The sequence below is a fragment of the Comamonas sp. CMM02 genome (assembly GCF_014851485.1).
Lineage (GTDB): Bacteria > Pseudomonadota > Gammaproteobacteria > Burkholderiales > Burkholderiaceae_C > Comamonas > Comamonas avium.
The window spans coordinates 103,776-126,998 of sequence record NZ_JACUZW010000004.1; the positions used below are offsets into that span (position 1 = coordinate 103,776).

Below are 23,223 nucleotides of genomic sequence, written 5' to 3' on the forward strand. Positions count from 1 at the left end.
ACCACCAGCACGACCAGCACTGTCCACAGGGACCAGCGGCGCCATGCGCTGTGCCAGCGTTGCCACGGCCAAGGCTGAAGCGGATTTACAAACAACGGTGCTCCAAAGCCGGCAAGCGCTGACGCACTTGCTGCAAAAAGGCAGCATCCAGTACGGCATAACTGATGCCTGCACCAGCCGATGCCTGTTCAGCAACGATTTGCCCCCACGGATCCACGACCATGCTGTGCCCCCAGGTCTGCCTGCCATTGTCATGCTGGCCGCCTTGCGCCGCTGCCAGCATCCAGCACTGGTTTTCCACTGCACGGGCGCGCAGCAGCAGCTCCCAGTGCGCAAACCCCGTGGTGTACGTGAAAGCAGACGGAGCCAACAAAATGTGCGCGCCCTGGGCTACGTGCTGTCGGTACAACTCCGGAAAACGCAGGTCGTAGCACACGCTAAGCCCCAGTCGCCATTGCTGTCCGCTGCGGTCCACCATATCGGCCACCACCGGCAAAACACCCGGCTCAATTACCGCCGCTTCGTCATAGCGCTCCGTGTCGGTTGCAAAACGAAAGAGGTGAATTTTGTCGTAATGCGCCACCCGCTGCCCTTGCGGGTTAAAGAGCATCGACGTGTTGAGCACTTTGCCTTCAGCACCGGATTGAACAGGCACGGTCCCCCCAACCAGCCAGATGCCATAGGCTTGTGCCCATCCAGCCATGGCCTCCTGAATGGGGCCCTTGCCCAGCGGCTCTGCCCAGGCCAGCTTGTCGGTATCTTGGAGCCCCATGCCGCAAAAATATTCGGGCAGTACCAGCAGCTCAGCCCCTTGTGCGCTGGCTTGCGCAATCAATTGCTGCGCACAAGCCAAATTGTCCTCAACGTCAGGTGAAGACACCATCTGCAGTACTGCAACCTTCATGGCACCACTCCTTCTGTGCTGGGTGTCGATTTTCTTTCAACCGCCTTTTTACTGACCGGGTCCACGACTGGGTCACTCCAGGGGCCGTGCACATGGAACGTGCGCGTTGCGGCCTCCATCAGCGGACCCCGCAGAAACATTTGCGCCAAGAAGCTTCCCAGTCCGATCACAGGGTTGATGGCCGTTGCAGCCAGTGAGGCAGTCATTGCATTGATTTCTGGCACAACCACCACCGTCAGGTCCTGGGTTTCATCAATCAAGCTGGCCTTGCCCTCCATCAGCACCGCGGCATTGAGCCCCTTCATCTGCAAATTATTGGTACGTGCTACGCCTTGCTCGATACTGATATCGCCACGCACATAGTCAAATGCAAAACCCTGGCTGAACACATCTCGAAAATCCAGTGCTACCCGACGGGTCAAGGACTGCAGGCTGAGCACACTCAACAGCTTGCCCATGCCTGGCTCTACCTTCAGAAACTGTCCCTTGTCTACCTGCATGTGTACACCACCATCCATGCTCTGCCAGTGGGGCGTAATTGGCGCACCCTGCCACGCGATGTTTCCACTCAATCGCCCTTGTCCATCACGAATCACACCAGGCATGCCAAACCGTTCCAGCAACTTGCCTGAGCTATCGAGCTCTAGCAGAAAGCTCAGGTGCGTCGTGCGGGGAGCACCGCGCGACGGGGCACCCCAATATCCATTCGCTTTCCAGCGAGCTTCTGGCGTTGTCAAATAAAACTGCTCCAGCAGCCAGTCCCGCCCAGATGGCCCCATGCTATTGCGTGCCTGCAACTGCAGCTTGCCCAGCGCTTTTCCGGCAATCTCAAAGCGCTCCACTTCAATGTCGAGTGCCGGCAAAGTTTCAGGCTCAGACGAAGTCTCATCGCCTGTGGCCTGGTTCAGCCGCAAGGCTTCTGACTTGGGGATCGAGAGGTGAGACAAACGCGCAAACAAGCGCCCGGAAGGGTCCGATGCACTGGGCAGCCGGTACTCCACCTGGCCTGCGAAATGCTTGGCATTCAAGCGCCCGCGCCACACTGCGCTGGCTTGAACGAAGTCTGCCTTGACCGACTGCAGTTCGCGCTGTTTAACCAGCAACCGGTCCACAGAAAGCTTCAGTCGCTGTGGCATATAAGCCTGTGCTTGCGATGCGGTTTCACTCCCGTCACTGTGAGCCTTGGACGAGAGTACTTGGCTCCACGCATCCATGTCCAGCTCTGGCAATTGCACGTACGCAGAAACGCCACGCTCTAATGGCTCATTGTTTGGAGGCTCGCCAACCACAATGCGCCCCTGCACCACTTGTGCAGGCACCACCGACAAGTTGCGCGTGTAACTCACTTGGGCACGCCCCTGAACGTCGACCCGCAACTCTTGCATTTGTTGCTCAGACAGCGATTGCTGCACGGTCAAAGGCAAGGCTTCATCGCTTTGCTTGCTAAAAGGTGCCGGTAAATTCAGCGCGATGCCACGCAAATCTGAGCGCACCGTGACATCCTGCGTTCCATTGCGTGCATTCACATCAACCGTATAAGCGGCCTGCCCTTGCCCATGCGCTGCAATCTGCGCCAGCAGCGCAATACCGCTGTGTTTTTGCAGCCCCTGCGCAGTGGCTGTGCCGCGCGCCAAGATGTGTACACCTTGTTTGAGTGACGGCATGCCGCCTTCCAGCTTGATGCTGCCGCCCAGAGCCTGTCCACGCACGTTGAGCAGCTCAAACCCCTGGTCATGGAACTGCACCGCCCCTTGCAATTGACGCAACAGCGGTGCCTCTTCATTGAACTGCAGGCCATTGTTTTGGAAACCGACACGGCCTCGCACTTTGGCCCGCTCCAAGTGGTCAATGGGCAACTCCAAATCAAAGGTAATACTGGCATCACCTTGCGCCTGCGTGGCGTCCAGGGCGTGGCTGGTGAAAACGGCCAAAGGAGATTTTTTCACCAGCGCCAACGCTGCATTCAAATCCGTCTGCCCCAAAGCATTCACCGTTAAATGGGGATGCTCAAGATCAGGGATATGCGCCACGACAGAGCCCATGCGCAGCTTCGGATATCCGACGAACCCAGTGCTCGCTTGCTGCACCGTCATGCCGGCACCCTCAAAAATCAAAGTGCCACTCAAATCTGTCAGAGCAGGCCATGCTGGCTCTCCAGGGGTCTGCACCGAGGCAGGGGCAAACTCATAAATCACATTCCTGACCGGTGCCTTGATGAAAAAACGCCCCGTGCCCGGCCTCTCAAAAGGCATATCCCGCAAGTTGCCTTTCACCTCAAACTCGACTTTGCTGCCTTGCCCCTGCTGAACGCTATCGCGCACATAGTGGCGGGCCATTTCCGGGATTTCTAACGGCAGATAGCGATGCACACGCGCTCCATTGGCACGCTCGAGCAGGCCCTGAAGCTGCAAATACCCGGGCAACCGGTCCTGCGCCTGCTGCCCCATCTCCCACGAAGCATGCAAGGTGCCCTGGGCATCTGCATTGGCAAAAGCGACCTGCGAAACATCCACTTTGACGTGGCCGCCGTTTTTCACACTCCAGCGAACTTGTGCTTGCAGTTCATCCATAGGAATGGCGGGCTCTTCAAACACCCCGGGAAAGTGCAACACCCCGGACTGCATGTTCAGTTGCGCGTTACCGCCCCCTTCTGTCAGCTCAAACCTGGCATCCAGCCCCTGCACCCCCGGAACGCCCACGCCTTGCTCTGCAGGCTGCGGCTGCAACGTCAGGCCCGCTACACGTCCACTGGCCCGGTAAGCGCCGCCGTCCTGCCATTGCAGCTGCAGTTGCCGCAGTTCGCCTTGCGGAGTCCATTGCGCCATGGACTCGCGCCATTGCGCCGGCAGTGGCAAGGTTTGCACAACCTGGGAAGCCATCGCCAAATCTGCATAGTCCAGGGCAATTTTCGCGCTGTGTGGCCGCCCCACGAGACGCACATCCCAATTGCTGCTCGGCCAGTTATCACCGTCCGCTTGCATGAAGCTGAAGTGCTGCCCTTTGAGACTCCATGCCTGCGCTTGCCAATTGGCCTCTATGCGGCCTTGCAGTGCGCGGACATCCAGATCCGCAACACCGGTGTCTTGCCACTGCACCAACGCTTGTGGCAACGCCAAATCCACGGTCAGGCCGGCCAGCTGTCCTTGCTGCACATCGATCCATGCCCGCGCTGCGCCATTGCCTTGCAATGCCCGGACACCCCATGCCTCGGGCCACGGCAGCAAAGGCACGCGATGCAACTGAAGGGAGGCATACCACTGCCCGCTCCAGCGGGTCCAGGGTGCCTTGGACGATGGCAGCAGCGGCTGCCGAAAAGCGCCCACCACTTGCATCCGTTCGCCATCCGCGGCCTCAGGGGTGGCATCCAGGCGAACGACATGGTTCCAGTGGCGATTGCGCAGCACCAGGTCCACATCGTGCAAACGCACGGTGGGCACGGCACGTTGTTCATCTGTGAACAACAGCACGCCTTTTTGAATTACCAGCTCAGGCTGTGCAAGCAGCCACTCCAGCGCGGGGCTTTCCGAGGCATCGCTTTGAACCACATCCAGGCCTGCAACTTGCCAGCGCCCATCTGCCAGATGCCGGATATCCAGCTCTGGCGCATCGATATACAGCTGCTCCAGCCCCAGCCGCAAGACCGAGCGCGCTGACACGGTGGCCACGACGCTTTGAAGTTTGAGCGCCTCCCGCCCTTGGGCATCTAAAACGGACACCCCAGAAAGGTGCACCGTCGGAAATAAACCGTCCGATTTGGCCTCAATGGCATCTACCCGTACCGCTGCCCCCAGTGCTTGCGTCGCTAAGCGCTCTACCTGAACCCGCCACTCTCCAATTCGCGGCACAATGATTCCATGGAGAGTCCCCCATACCAGCGCCAGCAGCAGCCAAAAAGCCAGCACCAGCCACAATGACCAACGGGCAAAGCGGGCAAAGATGTGCAGCTGGCGTGATGGGGTAGAGCTCGGATCGATCATTCGTGGGTTCACAAGTGGCAGGAATTATCGCCCGCTTACCCTGCTCGGGGTATGACCCCAAAGGGAACAACCTGAAGGTTCTTTGAACTCGCACCAACCAGTGCCAAGCATGCAGATCGCAGACCATATTCAAACGCCCGTTGCCAGCCCATCCGCCGCCCACTCTCGCTTTTGGCAGCGTCTGCATCGTCGTTATGCCGACATGCTGGGCATATTGCCCCCGGCAGTTCCTGATCGCGAAGCGATGGAACAGGCACTGCAAGCCCTGTTACACCAAGGACTGGACTTATCTGCTGCATTGCGTGTTTTGCGGCAGCTGGTCATGGAACGGCTCATGGTGCTGGACTGTGACCGCAAGGCTGATCTGCATTCGGTTACCAGCGCAGTCACCGTTCTGGCAGAGCTGGTACTGGATCGCGCCTGCCTGCACGTGCGCCAAGAGCTGGACAGCCGCCATGGAGCGCCCACCAGCCCTGGTGGTCAACCCGTTCCCCTGTGGATTATTGGCATGGGCAAGTTTGGCGCGCGCGAGCTCAATGTCTCCAGCGACATTGACCTTATTTATGTCTATGAGCACGAGGGGGAAACCCAAGGCCTTGCAGATGGCCGCGGCAAGATCAGCAACCATGAATACTTTGGCAAAGCCGTCAAAGCTATCTATGCATTGATTGGTGACACCACAGAGCATGGGTTTGTCTTTCGCGTCGATCTGGCCCTGCGCCCCCACGGCAACTCGGGGCCTGCTGCGGTCAGTCTTTCATCTCTGGAAGACTACCTGCAGGTGCATGGCCGGGAGTGGGAGCGCTTTGCCTGGCTGAAAAGCCGTGTCGTAGCTCCACGCTCCGAAATTCAGGCCCCCAACGTTCAAGCCTTGCGCTCTGTCGTGTTGCCCTTTGTTTTTCGCAAATACCTCGACTACAACGTTTTTGACTCCTTGCGCACACTGCACCGCCAGATTCGCGAGCATGCCGCCCGACGCAGTGCCGGTCACCCTGAGCGTGCCAACGATGTGAAGCTGTCTCGTGGCGGCATCCGTGAAATTGAATTCACAGTCCAGTTGCTGCAAGTGGTTCGCGGCGGGCAATTTCCCGAACTGCGCTGCCGCCCTACGCTGGAGGCATTGCAACGTCTGGCGCGTGCCAACCTCATGCCGCAAGAAACCGCAGAGCAGCTTGCACAGGCCTACACCTTCCTGCGTAATGTTGAGCACCGCATTCAGTACCTCGACGATCAGCAAACCCACGTTCTGCCCACCCGTGACGACGATCTGGAATGGATTGCGCACACCATGGATTACGCAGACACGCACAGTTTTTTGCGGCAACTGGACACGCACCGCGAGCTGGTGGCCCAAGAATTTGACACCTTGCTCGGAGGCAACCAAACGTGCCAGTCCGGCATGTGCAATGGCCCGCGCACCGTCAGCGGCGCCTCTAGCGCACCCGATCTGGAAAGCCTGATTGAGCAGCTGCCGCCTCTCATGGCGCAGCGCTTACTTGAATGGCGTGAAAACCCCAAAGTGCGAGGCCTGCGCGATGAAGCCCGGGCACGCCTGTTTCGTCTGGTGCAGCAAGCAGCACAGCGGGTGAGCCAGGGCTCACTGGAAGAGACCAACGCCATCCGCTTCATCGCCTGGCTGGAGCCCCTGCTGCGCCGCGAAAGCTATCTGGCACTTTTACTGGAGCGGCCCTCGGTTCTTGAGCGGTTGCTGCACCTTTTAGGTGCAGCCAAATGGCCTGCCCGCTATTTACAGCAACACCCCGGAGTCATCGACGAGCTGGCCAGCGACCAGCTTTTTACAGAGCGCTTTAACGCCACTGATTTTGAGCAGGAGATGGCCTTGCGCCTGGCCGCTTTGGAGAGCACGGGTGAAGACGATGACGAGAACCTGCTGAACCTGCTGCGCCGAGCGCAGCATGCAGAGACATTCCGTACTCTGGCACGCGATGTAGAAGGGTTCATTACGGTCGAGCAGGTCGCTGATGACTTGAGTGCACTGGCGGACAGCGTGCTGCGCGTTACAGCGCAATGGTGCTGGAAACGCCTCAAGCAGCGCCACCGCGAAGATCCGCTCTTTGGCATCATCGGCTACGGCAAGCTCGGAGGCAAAGAGCTGGGCTATGGCAGTGATCTGGACATTGTGTTCATCTTTGATGACGACGATGAGAACGCCCCGGAGATTTACACCGCATGGGTGCGCAAGCTCATCAACTGGCTCACCGTCAAAACCGGTGAAGGCGACTTGTATGAAATCGACACCGCCCTGCGCCCCAACGGCAACTCTGGCTTGCTTGTCACCAGCTTTAAATCCTACGCGGACTACCAGCAGCAGCGCGGCAGCAATACCGCGTGGACGTGGGAGCACCAAGCCATGACGCGTGCGCGGTTTGTGCTGGGCAATGCAGATTTGGGCAAGCGCTTCGACAGCGTGCGCGAAGCGGTCATCTCAGCACCCCGCGATGCGCAGTCGCTCAAGGCCGAAATCGTGAGCATGCGAGAACGGGTGCGCAGTGCTCACCCCGTGCGTGGCGAACTTTTTGATGTCAAACACAGCCGCGGAGGCATGGTTGATGCAGAGTTCGCTGTGCAGTTTCTGGTGCTGTCGCAATCTGCACAGAATCCAGAGCTGCTGGGCAATGTCGGTAACATTGCCTTGCTGCAGCGTGCAGAAGCAGCAGGGCTGCTGCCGGCCCAGATCGGGCAGGCCGCCGCCACGGCTTATCGCGAGTTGCGCCGTATTCAGCACAAGTCTCGGCTGGATGAGGGCAATGGACTGGTGGTGGCCTCCTCGATTGCCGCCCACCGCGATGCGGTTTTGGCCTTGTGGGAAGCTGTGTTTTCTGACTGACCGACCGATACGCCTATGGGCCCTGGGGCTGGATGGTGGTCGAGCCGCATTCAAAATGTAAAAATGTGTTCAACCGCGCTTGAATTGCAATGAAACTCGTTGAACTAAATCTTTCGACCATCTCCTTTGGCCAGCCTATCCCCTTCGCCCTGCGCGGGGTCGGAGGCAGCTTGCTAGCGAACAAAGGTTTTGTCATTCGCTCGGCAGACGATTTGCGCGTCTTGCTCGCCCGAGGCCAGACGCTGTACGTGGATACGGATGAATCGGGCGAAAGCTACCGTGCCTTCTTGGCGCAGCTGCAATCTTTGCTGCTGTCCGACAAGCCGCTGAACAAAATCACCAGCATGACCATGCAATCGGCTGCGGCAGCAGTGGAAGTGCCCCAGGACATGGGCCCTCCTGCCTGGCGCGAGTGGCAACTGGGTCTTACGCAGCTCTTGCGCAACCCGGACAACAGTGATTTCGCTTCGCGTTTTGAAGATCTGTTTTCTGCGCTCAACAATTACCTGCTCAAAAACCCCGATGGGGCATTGCTCGCGCTGATGCAGATGTCGGCCGAAGAAACGCGCTACTACAGCGCTACCCATGCCATGCTGGTCAGCGTGATCTGCATGACCGTTGCACGTGAGACCCTGCGCTGGCCAGAAAACCGCATCTTGCCTCTGGGGCGTGCCGCGCTGAGCATGAACATGGGCATGGCACGGCTGCAGGACGACCTTGCTCAGCAATCCACGCCGCTGACCCCTCAGCAGGCACAGGAGGTTGACCAGCATTCCGATGCCTCCGTCAGTATCTTGCGAGCCATGGGCATTACAGACCCTCTGTGGCTGGACGCCGTCAAGACCCACCACCACCGCGCACCGGGCAAACTGGCAGAAAAAACCCTGGGCCAGCAAATGGCACGTCTGATTCAGCGCGCCGACATCTTTGGTGCCCGCATCGCCCCCCGTGCCAACCGCGAGCCCATGTCTGTCACCTCTGCCATGCAGGCCAGCTACTACGACGAGACCAAGTCGATGGACGAAGCAGGCGCCGCGCTGGTCAAGGCACTGGGCATTTACCCGCCCGGTGCCTGGGTCAAGCTGGCCAGCGAGGAAGTCGGGGTAGTCATCCGCCGTGGAGCTTCGGCCTCGGCGCCCCGCGTTGCCGTGCTGCTGAACCGTTCTGGCATGCCGACTGGCGAACCCATACCCCGGGACACCGCCCAGCCAGCCTGGAAAATTGTCAGTCCAGTCGCACACAAAGAAGTGCGCGTTCGCCTACCACTGGAGAAATTGCTGGCCCTATGATTCGTACAGGCGCTGCCCAATGGCCTTGAAAAATCTGGGAACTTTCCCAAATTCGAAAAGTCACAAAGCATCGTCAGGGTTGTAAACCCGGCCAGTTTTAGTGTTGCGAAGCCGTTCCACCTGGTGTGGTTGTCCGTCTTGGGGTGCATCTCCTCCCTCCCTCTCTTAATTCACTTCAAGACGCTTCGCAGCCTTTTTATTCCCGACAAGGGCACCTACCGGGTGCCCTTGCTCGTTTCCGGGTCTCCAGCAGTTGCATATGTAGCCACACAGTGCAAGCGCTGCCCGCGCCACCTACAATCACGCGCCATGAGCCTGTCTTCCATCTCCGCCCTCTCCCCCCTTGACGGCCGCTACGCCGCCAAGCTCTCCGCCCTGCGCCCCATCATGAGCGAACAGGGTTACATGCACCGCCGTGTCCAAGTGGAAATCACTTGGTTCATCGCGCTTTCGGATGCCGGCTTCGCCGAATTCCCGGCGCTGTCCGAAGGTGCTCGTACCTATCTGCACGGTCTGGTGAGCAATTTCTCCGAAGCCGATGCCGAGGCGATCAAGGAGATCGAGAAGACGACCAACCACGACGTGAAAGCCGTGGAGTACTGGATCAAGGCCAAGTTTGACGGCCGCCCAGAGCTGCAAAAAGCCTCTGAGTTTGTGCACTTTGCCTGCACCAGCGAGGACATCAACAACACCAGCCACGCCCTGCAAATCCGTGTGGGCCGCGACATGGTGGTGCTGCCTGCGCTGGACCGCATCACACTGAAGCTGCGCGAGATGGCTCACCAGTTTGCCGATGTGCCCATGCTCAGCCGCACACACGGACAGACTGCCTCGCCCACCACCGTGGGCAAGGAAATTGCCAACGTACTGGTGCGCCTGCAAAAGGCCGTGGACAACATTGCCAACGTCAAGACGCTGGGCAAGATGAACGGCGCTGTGGGCAACTACAACGCCCACCTGTCGGCCTGGCCAGATTTCGACTGGGAAGCGTTTGCCAAGAATGTGATTGAGTCGCCTGAGCCCAAGGGCCTGGGCCTGACGTTCCAGCCTTACTCGATCCAGATCGAGCCGCACGACTACATGGCCGAGCTGTTCGATGCTGTGGCCCGTGCCAATACCATCTTGATTGACTTCTCGCGTGACATCTGGGGCTACGTGTCGCTGGGTTATTTCAAGCAGCGTCTCAAAGCCGGTGAAATCGGCTCGTCCACCATGCCGCACAAGGTCAACCCGATTGACTTTGAGAACGCCGAAGGCAACCTGGGCCTGGCCAACGCCATCCTCAAGCACCTGTCTGAAAAGCTGCCCGTCAGCCGCTGGCAGCGTGACCTGACGGACTCCACCGTGCTGCGCAACATTGGCGTGGCACTGGGTTACGCCACACTGGCCTACACCTCGCTGATGACCGGCCTGAACAAGCTGGAGCTCAACGAAGAGCGCCTGCAAGAAGACCTGGACCACGCCTGGGAAGTGCTGGCAGAGCCAATTCAGACCGTCATGCGCCGCTACGGCGTGCAAGGCGCTTACGAAAAGCTCAAGGAAGTGACCCGCGGCAAGACCGTGCAGGCGGCCGATCTGCACAAGCTGATCAGTGGTCTGGAAATTCCCCAGGCCGACAAGGATCGCCTGCTGGCCATGACGCCTGCCTCGTACATCGGCAAGGCTGCCGAACTGGCCCGCCGCGTTTAAACCACGTAAACCATAGCTACCAACGCTTATGCAGTAAGCGTTTTAGCATCAAAGAGCTGCCAAAGCGAGGATACACCAGCGCTGGCAGCTCTTGTTTTTATATATTTTCAAACAGGACTGCCTCCGGGCAGCGTGCCCATGGCGATCAAGTCCACCATTTTCAAAGTCAACCTGCAGATTGCAGACATTGACCACGGCTACTACGGCGACCACAACATGACGCTGGCACGCCACCCCAGCGAAACCGACGACCGCATGATGGTGCGCCTGGTGGCTCTGGCACTGAACGCCTGGCAGCTGCAAGCCCTGTGCAATGGCGACGGCACGCTCTCTTTCGGCGTGGGCCTGAGCGATCCGGACGATCCAGATGTGCACATCACCGACTACACCGGCCAGAAACGCCTGTGGATTGAAGTCGGCCAGCCCGAAGAAAAGCCGATTGCCAAGGCCTGCAACAAATCTGACCACGTGCTGGTCTACCCCTTCAACCATGCCGCCAACATCTGGTGGAAGGGCCTGGAAGGCAAGGTCAACCGCCAAAGCAAGCTGCAAGTGCTCTACATCGACTCCGAAGTCGCCCAGCAGCTGGGCAGCCTGGCCGAGCGCAGCATGCAGCTGCAAGCCACCATTCAGGAAGGCCAGCTCACCTTGTCCAGCGACAAGGGCAGCGTGGTGGTCGAGCCCATTCGCTGGAAATAAGCGCAGGCAAAGTTGCGCCCCCTACAATGCGGCGCAGTTTTCACACTTCTATAAGACTTGACGGTTTGACGCCATGAACATCATTCGCTTTTCTGATCTGTGCGCCCAGGGCAAAGTCCAAGGCCAACGCGTTTTCATCCGTGCGGATCTGAACGTACCTTTGAGCGACTCCGGTGAAATCACCGAAGACACGCGCGTGCGCGCCTCGGTGCCTGCCATTGAGATGGCGCTGAAGGCTGGTGCTGCCGTGATGGTGACCAGCCACCTGGGCCGCCCCACCGAAGGCGAATTCAAGCCAGCCGACTCACTGGCTGCTGTGGCGCAGCGCCTGTCTGAGCTGTTAGGCCGCGAAGTGCCGCTGGTTGCCAACTGGGTGGACGGCGTGCAGGTAGCCCCCGGCCAGGTGGTGCTGCTGGAGAACTGCCGCGTGAACGTGGGCGAAAAGAAGAACAAGCCCGAGCTGGCCCAGAAAATGGCCAAACTGTGCGACATCTTCGTCAACGATGCCTTTGGCACGGCCCACCGTGCAGAAGGCACCACCTACGGGATTGCCGAGTACGCACCCATTGCCTGCGCAGGCCCGCTGCTGTCGGCCGAAATTGATGCCCTGAACAAGGCGCTGGCTGCACCTGCACGCCCTCTGGCCGCTATCGTGGCTGGCTCCAAGGTGTCAACCAAGCTGACCATCCTCAAGTCGCTGGCCGACAAGGTAGACCAGCTCATCGTCGGTGGCGGCATTGCCAACACCTTCATGCTGGCTGCCGGCCTGAAGATCGGCAAAAGTCTGGCCGAGCCCGATCTGGTGGCCGATGCCAAGGCCGTGATCGACGCCATGGCCGCCCGTGGTGCTGATGTACCCGTGCCCACCGATGTGGTCACCGCAAAGACGTTTTCTGCCGATGCTGTCGCTACGGTCAAGAAGGCCACCGAGGTGCAAGACGACGACCTGATTTTGGACATCGGCCCCGAGACCGCTGCCAAGCTGGCAGCCCAGCTCAAGAAGGCCGGCACCATCGTCTGGAACGGCCCCGTGGGCGTGTTCGAGTTTGCCCAGTTTGAAAATGGCACCAAGGTCATCGCTCAGGCGATTGCCGAGTCTCCCGCCTTCAGCATTGCCGGTGGTGGTGACACGCTGGCCGCCATTGCCAAGTACGGCATTGAAGACAAGGTGGGCTATATCTCTACCGGCGGCGGTGCATTCCTGGAAGTGCTCGAAGGCAAGACCCTGCCCGCATTTGAAATTTTGCAAAAACGCGCCAACGGCTAAGTGGTGCAGGGCCTGAGGCTGATAAACATCAGCCAAAGTGGCCTCTAGCGCTTGCACACACATCGCTAGCAGCTATAAAAAAAGCCAGCAGTTCATACTGCTGGCTTTTTTTGTATGCAGCACTTTGCGGCATCAACCAAACAGGTAGGTGCCACCCGTCCACGCCAGATAGCCCAGCACGCTGAAATACACCACGCTCAGCACCAGCCCCAGATAACCGAGGATGACAAACAGCCCATCGCGCTGCAGCAGCCCCACCGTCAGCAGCAAGATGCCCACGGCAGGGGCCGTGTTGGAAAACGGAATTGGCCCCAGCGGTGCCATCAGCAGCACGCCACCAAACACCACCGCTGCACAGTTCAGGCGCAGCAGGGTGCCCGAGGTCAGCCCCAGCCAGCGTGGCTGCACCCAGCGGTCAATCTTGCTGACCACGCCCACGCCCTTGCGCAAAACGGGAACGAGCTTTTTAGCATCCAGTGGCTTGTTCAATATGCGCTGCGGCAGCCACGGCAGCCGGTTCAGAAACAGCGCCGCGGCCAGCAAGACAATCGCCGCACCAAACACCGTAGACACCCCGGGGATGGATACCGGAATCAGAAACGGCAAGGTGGCCAGCGCACAAATGAGCAGCATGCCTTGGCGGCCACTGCGCTCCAGCAGCTCTTTCAAGGTGATGGTGTCGCCATGGATGTCGTCGATCAGTGAGGTGAGCAGGTGGCTCAGCATGGTGCGTGTGCACGCCGCAAACAGCGTGAAAAACTAAAAATCATCTGAGTGTCATCTGCTGCAAAAGTTGCAGTCTCAGGCGCTTTTGCGCTGGGGCCACAGTACCGAAGCAATCGCCAGCACCATCAGGCACACGGCCGTCCAGTCTTGCCAGTGCAGCACCTCGCCCAGCCAGATCGCCCCGCTGAACACCCCCAGAACGGGAATGAACATCACGCTCAGGGTAGAGGCCACAGGCGGAAGGCTGCGCGCCAGCACAAACCAGACCACTTGTGCAAAGCCCACCACCAGCAAGCCATTGAACAAAATGGTGTTCACCGCCACGCTGTCAGGCATATGCCACAGGTGCTGCTCCAGCGTGATTGCTGCCAGCGAGAGCACGATGGCGGTGATCAGCATCATCCAAAAAGCCATGGTCAGCACCGGCACAGGCATGGCGGCACGGCGCATCATTTGTGTACCCATGGCCCAGCACAAGGCGGCAAACAAGATCATGAGTGCGCCGGTGGGCCGGCTGCCCAGCGCACCAAACTCATGCCACAGCAGCAGCAAAACGCCCAGAAAAGCGGCCCCTACGCCACACCAGGCGCGGGCCACCAGTCGGTCGCGGTACACCAAACCGCCAATAACTGCTGAAAAAATAGGCATGGTGTAGCCCAGGATGGCCGCACGCCCGCTGGAGACCATGGGCATGGCCACAATCACCAGACAGTGCCAGATCACCATGTTGAAAAACGTGAGCTTGGCCATAGTGCCCCAGTGCTCGCGTGCGATGAACAAAGGCTGCTTTTGCAGCAGCAGCACGCAAGAGACCACGCCCAGCCCTATCCACATGGAAAGCGCCCGGAAGCTCAGCGGCGGAAAGTGCATGACTCCCAGCTTCATGATGGGCCAGTTCACCCCCCAAATCAGCGTTAGGAGCACCAGAAGAATCAGTTGTCGGGGGGTAAAGGAAGGCATAGGGTTGTAGATTGTGCCTGCCACCTACAATTGCTGCTCATGACTTTTCTCGACATGCTGCGCGACGCGTCCACGCGCAACAACTCCATGCTCTGCGTGGGGCTGGACCCAGAACCTTCCAAGTTCCCTGCAGCCATGCGTGGCGATGCTTCCAAGATCTACGACTTCTGCGCTGCCATTGTCGATGCCACTGCCGATCTGGTGAACTCTTTCAAGCCTCAGATCGCCTACTTCGCTGCGCACCGCGCTGAAGACCAGCTGGAAAAACTGATGGAGCACATGCGCCGTGTCGCGCCCCACGTGCCCGTCATTTTGGATGCCAAGCGTGGTGACATTGGCTCCACCGCTGAGCAGTACGCCAAGGAAGCCTTTGAACGCTACGGCGCCGATGCCGTGACGCTCTCGCCGTTCATGGGCTTTGACTCCATCACGCCCTACCTGAAGTACGAAGGCAAAGGCGCTTTCCTGCTGTGCCGCACCTCCAACCCCGGTGGTGACGACCTGCAGGCGCAGCATCTGGCCGATCTGCCTGGCCAGCCAGCCATGTTCGAACACGTGGCCAAACTGGCGCAAGGCCCCTGGAACACCAACGGCCAGCTCGGTCTGGTGGTAGGTGCCACACGCCCCCATGAAATTGAGCGTGTGCGTGCAGTGGCTCCGTCGCTGCCGCTGCTGATTCCCGGTGTGGGCGCACAGGGTGGTGACGCCGTTGCCACCGTGAAGGCTGCGCGCATGGGTGGTGGCCCCATCATCATCAACTCCTCTCGCGCCGTGCTGTATGCCTCGCAAGGCGCAGACTTTGCAGCCGCTGCGCGCCAAGCAGCCATGGATACCCGTGACACGCTCAATCGCGCCGCACAAATCGCCTGAGCACCAGACCCACACTTCACCACACACCCGCCCACATTGCGCAAGCCATGTGGGCTTTTTCATGCGCCGCCCACCCTCCCGTGATTGATACCCGTCAAAGCGCAATGCCAAAAAACGCACTGCCGTTCGTTTTTTAGCAAAACAGATACTCGCATCACTAAAAACCTAGGGTTTGCACAGAGACGTGCCTTTTCTCCCTCCCTCCACAATTCTGGCAAAGGGCCTAGACCCTGGGCATGGGGGAGGTGCCATCCGTCGCCATGTCTGTCAATTTCCGATTAACAACGACAATTGAACGGAGACAACAGCATGAGTGAGCGTCCATGGCTAACGGCCTATCCTGAAGGCGTACCTGCAGATATCGACCCCGGCAGCTATCACTCCCTGGTGGAGCTGATGGAGCACGCGTTCAAGGCTTATGCCCCACGCTCTGCCTATTCCTTCATGGGCAAGGACATGAGCTTTGGCGACGTAGACCGCCAAAGTCAGGCCTTCGCAGCGTACTTTCAGTCTCTGGGCCTGCAAGCAGGTGACCGCATCGCCATCATGATGCCCAACGTGCCGCAGTACCCCGTGGCCGTCGCTGCCATCTTGCGTGCTGGCTTTGTGGTGGTCAACGTCAATCCGCTGTACACCGCACGGGAGCTGGAACACCAGCTCAAAGACTCTGGCGCCAAAGCCATCGTCATCATCGAAAACTTCGCCCACACCTTGCAGCAATGCATCGACAAAACCGCTGTAGAGCACGTGGTTCTGTGCGCCATGGGCGATGAGCTGAGCACGCTCAAAGGCTGCCTGGTCAACTACGTGGTGCGCAATGTCAAAAAAATGGTGCCCGCCTTTGATCTGCCCAAGGCGGTGCGCTACAAAGATGCCATTCGCCGTGGCAACAGCGGCCATTTCAAGAAACCCGGCATAGGCCCCAACGATATTGCCGTGCTGCAGTACACCGGAGGCACCACAGGTGTGAGCAAAGGCGCGGTACTGCTGCACCGCCACATCATTGCCAACACCTTGCAGTGCGAAGCATGGTTTAACCCCGTGGTGACTGACCTGCGCAACAGCGGTGAGCAAGTGACCAGCGTGTGCGCACTGCCGCTCTATCACATCTTCGCGTTCACGGTGAACATGATGCTGTCCATGCACACCGGGGGCAAAAACATTCTGATTCCCAATCCACGTGACATCAAAGCCACGCTCAAGGAACTGTCCAACCACAAGTTTCACAGCTTTCCGGCCGTGAACACGCTGTTCAACGGCCTGGCGCACCACGCAGACTTTAATTCTGTGGACTGGAGCCACCTGAAGGTGTCTGTCGGCGGTGGCATGGCAGTGCAAGGAGCGGTTGCCAAGCTGTGGCTGGAAAAGACCGGATGTCCGATTGTGGAGGGCTATGGCTTGTCAGAAACCAGCCCTGTAGTGAGCTGCAACCCCGTCACAGCCAAAGAATTCACCGGCACGATTGGTGTCCCGCTCCCCAGCACCTACGTGAAGCTGGTCAGCGATGACGGCCAGACCGTGACCGAGGTGGGCAAGACCGGCGAAATTGCTGTCAAAGGCCCGCAAGTGATGGCTGGCTACTGGCAGCGCCCTGATGAAACCGCCAAGGTCATGACCGCAGATGGTTACTTCCTGACAGGAGATATCGGCACCATTGACGAGCGCAGCTTCATCAAGATCGTGGACCGCAAAAAGGACATGGTGCTGGTCAGTGGCTTCAACGTCTACCCCAACGAAGTGGAAGAGGTGGTCGCCATGTGTCCCGGTGTTCTGGAGTGTGCTGTCGTGGGCGTTCCGGACGAAAAAACCGGAGAGGCGGTAAAGCTGGTGGTCGTCAAGAAGGACGACAGTCTGAACGAGGAAACCCTGCGCAAGTTCTGCAAGGAAAATCTCACAGGCTACAAACAGCCACGGATCATTGAGTTCCGCACCGAGCTGCCCAAAACACCCGTAGGGAAAATTTTGCGCCGCGAATTGCGCTAAAAAAGCAGCCGCTACACTGGCACGCATTCAACGGCCCCTCGGGGCCGTTTTCTATGCTCCATGAGTAACCTGCCCCATGACGACTGCTATTTTGAGCGCACTTGCCCAAGAACAACAGGGCCTGGCCCATGCTTTGGATCAGCGCCAGACCATTACACACGCCGGCCGCCAGTTTGAAGTGGGGGCACTGCACGGGCAGCCCGTAGTACTGGCCCTGTCGGGCATTGGCAAAGTAGCCGCTGCCACCACCACGGCAGCGTTGATCGAGCGTTTTGGCGCACAACGCCTGGTGTTTACCGGGGTCGCGGGAGGGATGGGGGCAGATGTGCATGTAGGCGATGTCGTGGTGGCAAAGCAATTTTTGCAGCACGACATGGATGCACGCCCCCTGTTTGCACGCTGGCAGGTGCCCGGCTACGCCACGCCCGCGTTTGACTGCGACCCCAGCCTTACGCGCGATCTGCTGCAGGCGGCACAAGATTGCGTGGCCACAGCTGACAGCTGGCAAGAGCCCATGCTCGCTGGCCTGCAACTGCGGGCCCACTGCGGCTTGATTGCCAGTGGCGACCAGTTCATTGTGTCCGCCCAGACCAGCCACCTGATTTGCCAGGATCTGCAAACCGCTGGGTACCAGCCCCTGGCCGTGGAAATGGAAGGCGCCGCCATTGCCCAGACATGCGCTGATTACGCTGTACCCTTTGCTGCAGTACGCACCATTTCAGACCGTGCCGATGACAACGCACACGTAGATTTCCCAGCATTTGTGAACGCGGTAGCCAGCCGCTATGCGCAGCACATCATTGCGCACTGGCTGCAACGCCAAGCAAGCACTGGCTCAGCCTGACAGGCCCTATTGCTTTGGGTGGGCTCTTAGGCGCACGCACAGCTCTTTCATCTTTTCTTACAATGCCCGTCCGCCACTAACCGGTCGCAAGGACTTCAGTCACCACCACCCACCAGCGCAGTGCCTTGCGGCCTTTGGGGCTATACCTACACCTGCCAGGCCATTCATGAACTTTTTGTCTACAAGCGCTGCTCGCACTTCCATTCAATCGGCTTCAAACGGCCGATCTGTCGCACGGCGGGTCACCGCCATTGGTATAGGCATGATGGCGGTGGTACTGCTGGCCCTGAGCCTGGCCGTGTCTTACATCAGCACCCAGACCGCCCGTGAGCAGTTGCAAGCCAGCGTGACCCACGCCACGGAGGGTTTGGTGGCCTCCATCGACACGGTAGAGCAAGCCAACCGCCGCTTGGTCGAGCGCGCTTCCGCCGCTTTTGGCCGCTACTTCGCCGGCACTGTGCACCTGGATATGTCTACTGGTGTGCTGTCCGTAGCGGAAATAGCGCTGAATGAAAATTTTGACGTGGTCGACAAATTCAGTGATGACACCGGGGGTGTGGCCACCGTGTTTGCGCGAAAAGGTGACGACTTTGTGCGCATCACCACCTCGCTGCGCAACCTGCAAGGCGAGCGGGTCATGCATACCCTGCTGGATCGCAACCACCCGGCCTACGCGCTCATGCGGGATGGCAAACCGTATGTGGGTCGTGCCAATCTGTTTGGCAAACCCTACATGACAGCCTACGAGCCCATGCGCAATGCATCCGGGCAAGTGGTGGGCATCTTGTTTGTCGGCACCGACCTGAGCGCCTTCCAAGAAGGCATGCAGCAGCAGGTGGCCAGCACCAGCTTGTTTGAGCATGGTGGTGCCATGGTGATTGCACCCGGCACCAGCCTGGAGCAGGCCGTGTTCGTCGCGCACCGCACGCATGCGGGCAAAAAAGTGCTGGAGCTGTATCCACAGGCGCGCGCATCACTGGAACATCTGGCTGCAGATGCTGGCGGTTTTTCCCGTGATGTCATCGCCTTATTGCCCGACCAGGGCCTTCATCCCTGGGCCGTTTTGCGTAAAACGCAGGCCGGCTGGTGGGTGATTACCGAGGTGTCAGACGATGAGGCCATGGCTGTACAGCGCAAAGCCCTGGCCCTTTTATGGGTGACCATGGCGGTGGCACTGGCCGTGCTGGCGGCCGGGCTGCTGTTCACCCTGCGCCGTGGTGTAACGGCGCCTTTGCGCGAGCTGACCCAAGCCATCACCTTGATTGCCCAGGGCGATCTGACCCGGCCCTTTCACAGCCAGCGCCGCGACGAAATCGGTGATCTGGTGCGCGAAGTGGAGGGTATGCGCCAGCGCTATGTCGGCATGCTCCAGCAAGTGAACACGGCCGCGCACAACATTGCCACAGCCAGCAGCCAAATTGCCCAAGGCAATGCGGATTTGGCAGAGCGCACCGAAAACACCGCCAGCAGCCTGGCTCGCTCCGCCCAAAGCATTGAAGAAGTTACGCACGGCGTGCACCAGTCTGCCGTGGCCGCCCAGCAAGCCCATGCACTGTCCGTGTCTGCAGCGCAAGTGGCCTCTCGCGGCGGGCAGGTTGTGGGCGATGTGGTCAGCACCATGGGCGAGATCAATGACAGCAGCCGCAAGATTGGCGACATCATTGGCGTGATTGATGGCATTGCCTTTCAGACCAACATTCTGGCGTTGAATGCGGCCGTGGAAGCCGCCCGTGCCGGCGAGCAGGGCCGGGGCTTTGCCGTGGTGGCCGCCGAAGTGCGCACCCTGGCGCAGCGCAGTGCACAGGCAGCCAAAGAGATCAAAACCTTGATCAGCACCTCGGTCAACAAGGTGGAGTCCGGTGCCCGCCTGGTGCAAAACGCCGGCAACACCATGGAGGAAATCGTCGGCTCTGTGCAGCGTGTGGGCGACATCATTGGCGAAATCTCAGCCGCGGCAACCGAGCAGTCCACGCGCATCAGCCAGGTCAACCAGGACGTGGCGCAACTGGACCAGATGACCCAGCAAAACGCAGCGCTGGTGGAAGAGTCTGCCGCCGCATCACAAAGCATGCGCGAGCAGGCAACGCGGCTGGAAGACGCCGTCAGTGTGTTCAAGCTCTGTGAACACGCAACAACCCACCAGAGCTCTCTCGCAACTGCGTATCCAGCCTTGCCTCAGCGCGAGACAGGCGCATTCTTCTCAGACCCACCTAATAATCGCTGAATGGGCTTTTTGATTGACGCACAATGCCTGAATCTGCAGCCCCTGCACCGCCATGTTTTCGGAGGTTCGCCATGAACGCACGCATTCCATCCCATGCTTTAAACACCACCCAGGCACTTGAACAAGTCAGCCAAAAGTGGGACAACGACATTGTTGGTCAGCTCAAGGACTACATTGCCATTCCTGCCAAATCGCCCATGTTTGCGCCCGACTGGGCCGAGCAGGGTCTGCTGGATACGGTTTTGCGCAATGCCGCCGCGTGGGTAGAAGCCCAGAAGGTGCAAGGGCTGAAGCTGGAAATCGTGCGCATGGAAGGCCGCACCCCCGTACTGTTCTTTGAGGTTGAAGGCACACAGCCCAACGCCAATGCTGCCAGCAGCCCCACGGTGCTGATGTACGGCCACCTGGACAAACAGCCTGAGTTCGAAGGCTGGCGCAGCGATCTGGGCCCTTGGACGCCCAAGTACGAGGACGGCAAGCTGTATGGCCGCGGTGGTGCGGACGATGGCTACGCGGTCTACGCCAGCATTGCTGCGGTGCAGGCGCTGAAAAGCCAGAACGTACCCCATCCGCGCATCGTCGGCATCATCGAAACAGCCGAAGAAAGTGGCTCGCGTGACCTGCTGCCTTATGTAGATGCATTGCGCCACAGGCTCGGACAGGTTGAGCTGGTGATTTGCCTGGACAGTGGGGCTGGCAACTACGACCAGCTGTGGCTGACTACCAGCCTGCGCGGTATGGCCAGCGGTACGCTGAAGGTGGAAATTCTCACCGAAGGCATTCACTCCGGCGACGCATCAGGCCTGGTGCCCTCGTCATTTCGCATCATGCGCCAGGTGCTGGACCGCCTGGAAGACTCTGCCACCGGGCGCATGCTGCCAGCCAGCTTTCACTGCGATGTGCCCGCCGAGCGCCTGGCGCAGGCCAAGGCCACCGCAGGCATTCTGGGTGATGCCACCTACAGCCGTTTTCCATGGGCGCACCACGACTGCGGTGGCTCCACCCTGGTGGCATTGCCCACCACGACAGACCCCGTGCAGGCGCTGATCAAGCGCACCTGGGAGCCCACCTTGAGCGTCACCGGCGCCGAGGGCTTTCCAACGCTGCAAAACGCTGGCAACGTGCTGCGTCCCTACACCGCATTCAAGCTCAGCCTGCGCCTGCCGCCCCTGGTGGATGCAGCCTCTTGCGTGCAGGAGATGAAGCGCCTGCTGGAAGACAATGCGCCTTATCAGGCCAAAGTGACGTGGGAGGGGCTGTCCAGCTCCAGCGGCTGGAATGCTCCGGCCATGACCCACTGGTTTGAGGGTGCACTCAACGCCGCCAGCCGCGCCCACTTTGGTGCGGACTGCGGCTACATTGGTCAAGGCGGCACAATTCCGTTGATGAATTTGCTCAGCCAGGGCTTTCCCAAGGCACAAATGATGGTTTGCGGCGTTCTCGGCCCCAAGAGCAATGCACACGGTCCCAACGAGTTCCTGCATGTGCCCTATGCCAAGAAGCTGACCGCTGCCGTAGCCCAGGTGATTGCGGCCATGCCCGCCACGCAGGCAGAGACTGCTGCGGTGTAAATCTGCGCCGCGTTTATCAAAAAGAAAGCACCTCAGGCAGGTGCTTTCTTCATTTCAGAGCCACTCGTCACCAGGGGCCTGACGAATGTGCGTGCGATGCTCATTTTTCATGCCCGTCCCCGGTTCACTGTGCCTGCATGCTGTCCATCTCGGGGCTAGGATGCACTGGCGCTCGCTCGCCCAGCACCACCTGATTGCGCCCCGCTCGCTTGGCACAGTACAGCGCCTTGTCTGCACGGTCCAGCGTCACCTCCAGCGCCTCTCCTGCAATGTGTGCTGCCAGCCCGATAGACACCGTCATCTGCAGATCAGAAGGCCCGCCCTCTACCTCAGCGACCTGCACAGCCTGCCGCACGCGGTTGAGGGTGAGCAAGGCGCCATCCACGTCGGTATCACTGATCAGCAGCACAAACTCCTCGCCACCCCAGCGTGACAGCACATCAGAGCTGCGGATGTTCTCGCGCACCACATCGGCAAACGTTTGCAAGGCCAGGTCACCCACACCGTGGCCGTAGGTGTCATTGATGCTTTTGAAGTGGTCAATGTCCATCTGCGCCAGCAGCATGACACGGACGCCGCGCAGGCAACGGCGCTGCTCCAGATGCAGCAGCTCCAGCATGTGGCGGCGATTGATCAGGCCAGTCAGCAGATCGCGTGAGGCCAGCTCCCGGTTCTCGGCCAGAGCCGTTGCCAGCTCCTGGCGCTGCTTGCGCAAGCGCCCACGCAGCTGGTACAGGCGCAGGCTCAGCAACATACAGCCCAACAGCATGATGACCAGCACGGCCGCGTAGGCCACTTCCATGGCAGGCTCTGGCTGGGGACCGTGTGCCAGCTCCATGGCAAACAAAATGGCCAAAGAAAACGCACCGAAAGCATACAAAGACACCGCAATAATTTGCTTGGCCTTCAAGTTAAGCGCCGCAAACAGCAACGTTACAGCCAGCAGGCCAGGTACCACGCCCTTGGCTTCATGGGCCAGCACATAGGCCACGGCACTGCAGGTGATGGCCCACAGGATCTGCTGGAAAGTCAGCGAGGGGTCTCTCCACATGGCACTCAAGCCGCAGCGCACCATGCAGGCCAGCACCAGTTGCCCACCCACCGAGATCCCCGCCCACCAGGCAATCATGACCGGTGCGCCATAACCGGCATAGGCCAGCCACAGCATGACGCCAGCGCTGCTCGCCATCAGCAGCACTGCCAACATCGCCATACTGGAACGTACGCGCAGCATCGGATCCACTGAAAACAGCAAATCCGTACTGCGCTGCAAAAGGCTGCGCAAAGGGTGTCCTCGTCATCAAACACCCACGTCAATTTAGTGCATGGGCATGTGTTTTGTAAGCATTCGTTACAATTGATTCTGGACTGA

15 protein-coding genes are annotated in these 23,223 nt (G+C 59.5%); 10 read left to right on the forward strand and 5 right to left on the reverse strand.

All coding sequences use genetic code 11. The features are described from left to right. Window positions 1–85: 85 nt before the first annotated feature. Both IB213_RS14090 and IB213_RS14095 read right to left on the reverse strand, forming a co-directional pair. On the reverse strand, window positions 86–904 hold the full coding sequence (locus IB213_RS14090; protein WP_192407313.1) for a carbon-nitrogen hydrolase family protein: 819 nt from the start codon (window positions 902–904) through the stop codon (window positions 86–88). After that, complete coding sequence (locus IB213_RS14095; protein WP_192407315.1) at window positions 901–4,881, reverse strand: YhdP family protein; 3,981 nt, start codon at window positions 4,879–4,881, stop codon at window positions 901–903. The genes IB213_RS14090 and IB213_RS14095 overlap by 4 nt, the downstream gene beginning before the upstream one ends. A gap of 109 nt (window positions 4,882–4,990) precedes the next feature. Here IB213_RS14095 and glnE point away from each other — a divergent pair, with 109 nt between their 5' ends. From glnE to IB213_RS14120, 5 genes are all read left to right on the forward strand, one after another. After that, on the forward strand, window positions 4,991–7,729 hold the full coding sequence (gene glnE / locus IB213_RS14100; protein ID WP_192407317.1) for a bifunctional [glutamate--ammonia ligase]-adenylyl-L-tyrosine phosphorylase/[glutamate--ammonia-ligase] adenylyltransferase: 2,739 nt from the start codon (window positions 4,991–4,993) through the stop codon (window positions 7,727–7,729). Between the two features lie 89 nt (window positions 7,730–7,818). Beyond that, a complete protein-coding gene (locus IB213_RS14105) occupies window positions 7,819–9,018 on the forward strand; it encodes an HD-GYP domain-containing protein (RefSeq protein ID WP_191721889.1) in 1,200 nt (399 codons plus the stop codon). Between the two features lie 309 nt (window positions 9,019–9,327). Beyond that, the gene (purB, locus tag IB213_RS14110; RefSeq protein ID WP_191721890.1) at window positions 9,328–10,707 is read left to right on the forward strand and encodes an adenylosuccinate lyase; all 1,380 of its coding nucleotides are present in this window, start codon (window positions 9,328–9,330) and stop codon (window positions 10,705–10,707) included. Between the two features lie 138 nt (window positions 10,708–10,845). Further along, window positions 10,846–11,406, forward strand: coding sequence for a YaeQ family protein (locus IB213_RS14115; RefSeq protein WP_191721891.1), 561 nt, complete (start codon window positions 10,846–10,848; stop codon window positions 11,404–11,406). A 73-nt stretch (window positions 11,407–11,479) separates the two neighbouring features. Next, window positions 11,480–12,673 (forward strand): phosphoglycerate kinase, encoded by a 1,194-nt coding sequence (locus IB213_RS14120; RefSeq protein WP_191721892.1) that lies wholly within the window; start codon window positions 11,480–11,482, stop codon window positions 12,671–12,673. A gap of 132 nt (window positions 12,674–12,805) precedes the next feature. On the opposite strand, the gene IB213_RS14125 is transcribed toward IB213_RS14120, so the two are convergent. Both IB213_RS14125 and IB213_RS14130 read right to left on the reverse strand, forming a co-directional pair. Continuing rightward, a complete protein-coding gene (locus IB213_RS14125) occupies window positions 12,806–13,399 on the reverse strand; it encodes an exopolysaccharide biosynthesis protein (RefSeq protein ID WP_191721893.1) in 594 nt (197 codons plus the stop codon). Window positions 13,400–13,474: 75 nt separating this feature from the next. Continuing rightward, window positions 13,475–14,359, reverse strand: coding sequence for a DMT family transporter (locus IB213_RS14130; RefSeq protein WP_191721894.1), 885 nt, complete (start codon window positions 14,357–14,359; stop codon window positions 13,475–13,477). Between the two features lie 39 nt (window positions 14,360–14,398). Here IB213_RS14130 and pyrF point away from each other — a divergent pair, with 39 nt between their 5' ends. The 5 genes from pyrF (at window position 14,399) to IB213_RS14155 (ending at window position 21,851) form a co-directional block, all read left to right on the forward strand. Continuing rightward, entirely contained in the window at window positions 14,399–15,229 is an 831-nt protein-coding gene (pyrF, locus tag IB213_RS14135; RefSeq protein WP_191721895.1) for an orotidine-5'-phosphate decarboxylase, read from the forward strand. A gap of 309 nt (window positions 15,230–15,538) precedes the next feature. Then, window positions 15,539–17,212 (forward strand): long-chain-fatty-acid--CoA ligase, encoded by a 1,674-nt coding sequence (locus IB213_RS14140; RefSeq protein WP_191721896.1) that lies wholly within the window; start codon window positions 15,539–15,541, stop codon window positions 17,210–17,212. Window positions 17,213–17,288: 76 nt separating this feature from the next. Continuing rightward, window positions 17,289–18,056, forward strand: a complete 768-nt coding sequence (locus tag IB213_RS14145; RefSeq protein WP_192407319.1) for a 5'-methylthioadenosine/adenosylhomocysteine nucleosidase — start codon at window positions 17,289–17,291, stop codon at window positions 18,054–18,056. A gap of 166 nt (window positions 18,057–18,222) precedes the next feature. Next, window positions 18,223–20,280, forward strand: a complete 2,058-nt coding sequence (locus tag IB213_RS14150) for a methyl-accepting chemotaxis protein (RefSeq protein ID WP_192407321.1) — start codon at window positions 18,223–18,225, stop codon at window positions 20,278–20,280. A 71-nt stretch (window positions 20,281–20,351) separates the two neighbouring features. Further along, complete coding sequence (locus IB213_RS14155; RefSeq protein WP_192407323.1) at window positions 20,352–21,851, forward strand: M20 family metallopeptidase; 1,500 nt, start codon at window positions 20,352–20,354, stop codon at window positions 21,849–21,851. Between the two features lie 124 nt (window positions 21,852–21,975). Here the strand turns inward: IB213_RS14155 and IB213_RS14160 are convergent, their stop codons facing one another. Beyond that, entirely contained in the window at window positions 21,976–23,136 is a 1,161-nt protein-coding gene (locus tag IB213_RS14160) for a diguanylate cyclase (RefSeq protein ID WP_225561133.1), read from the reverse strand. Window positions 23,137–23,223 lie beyond the last annotated feature (87 nt).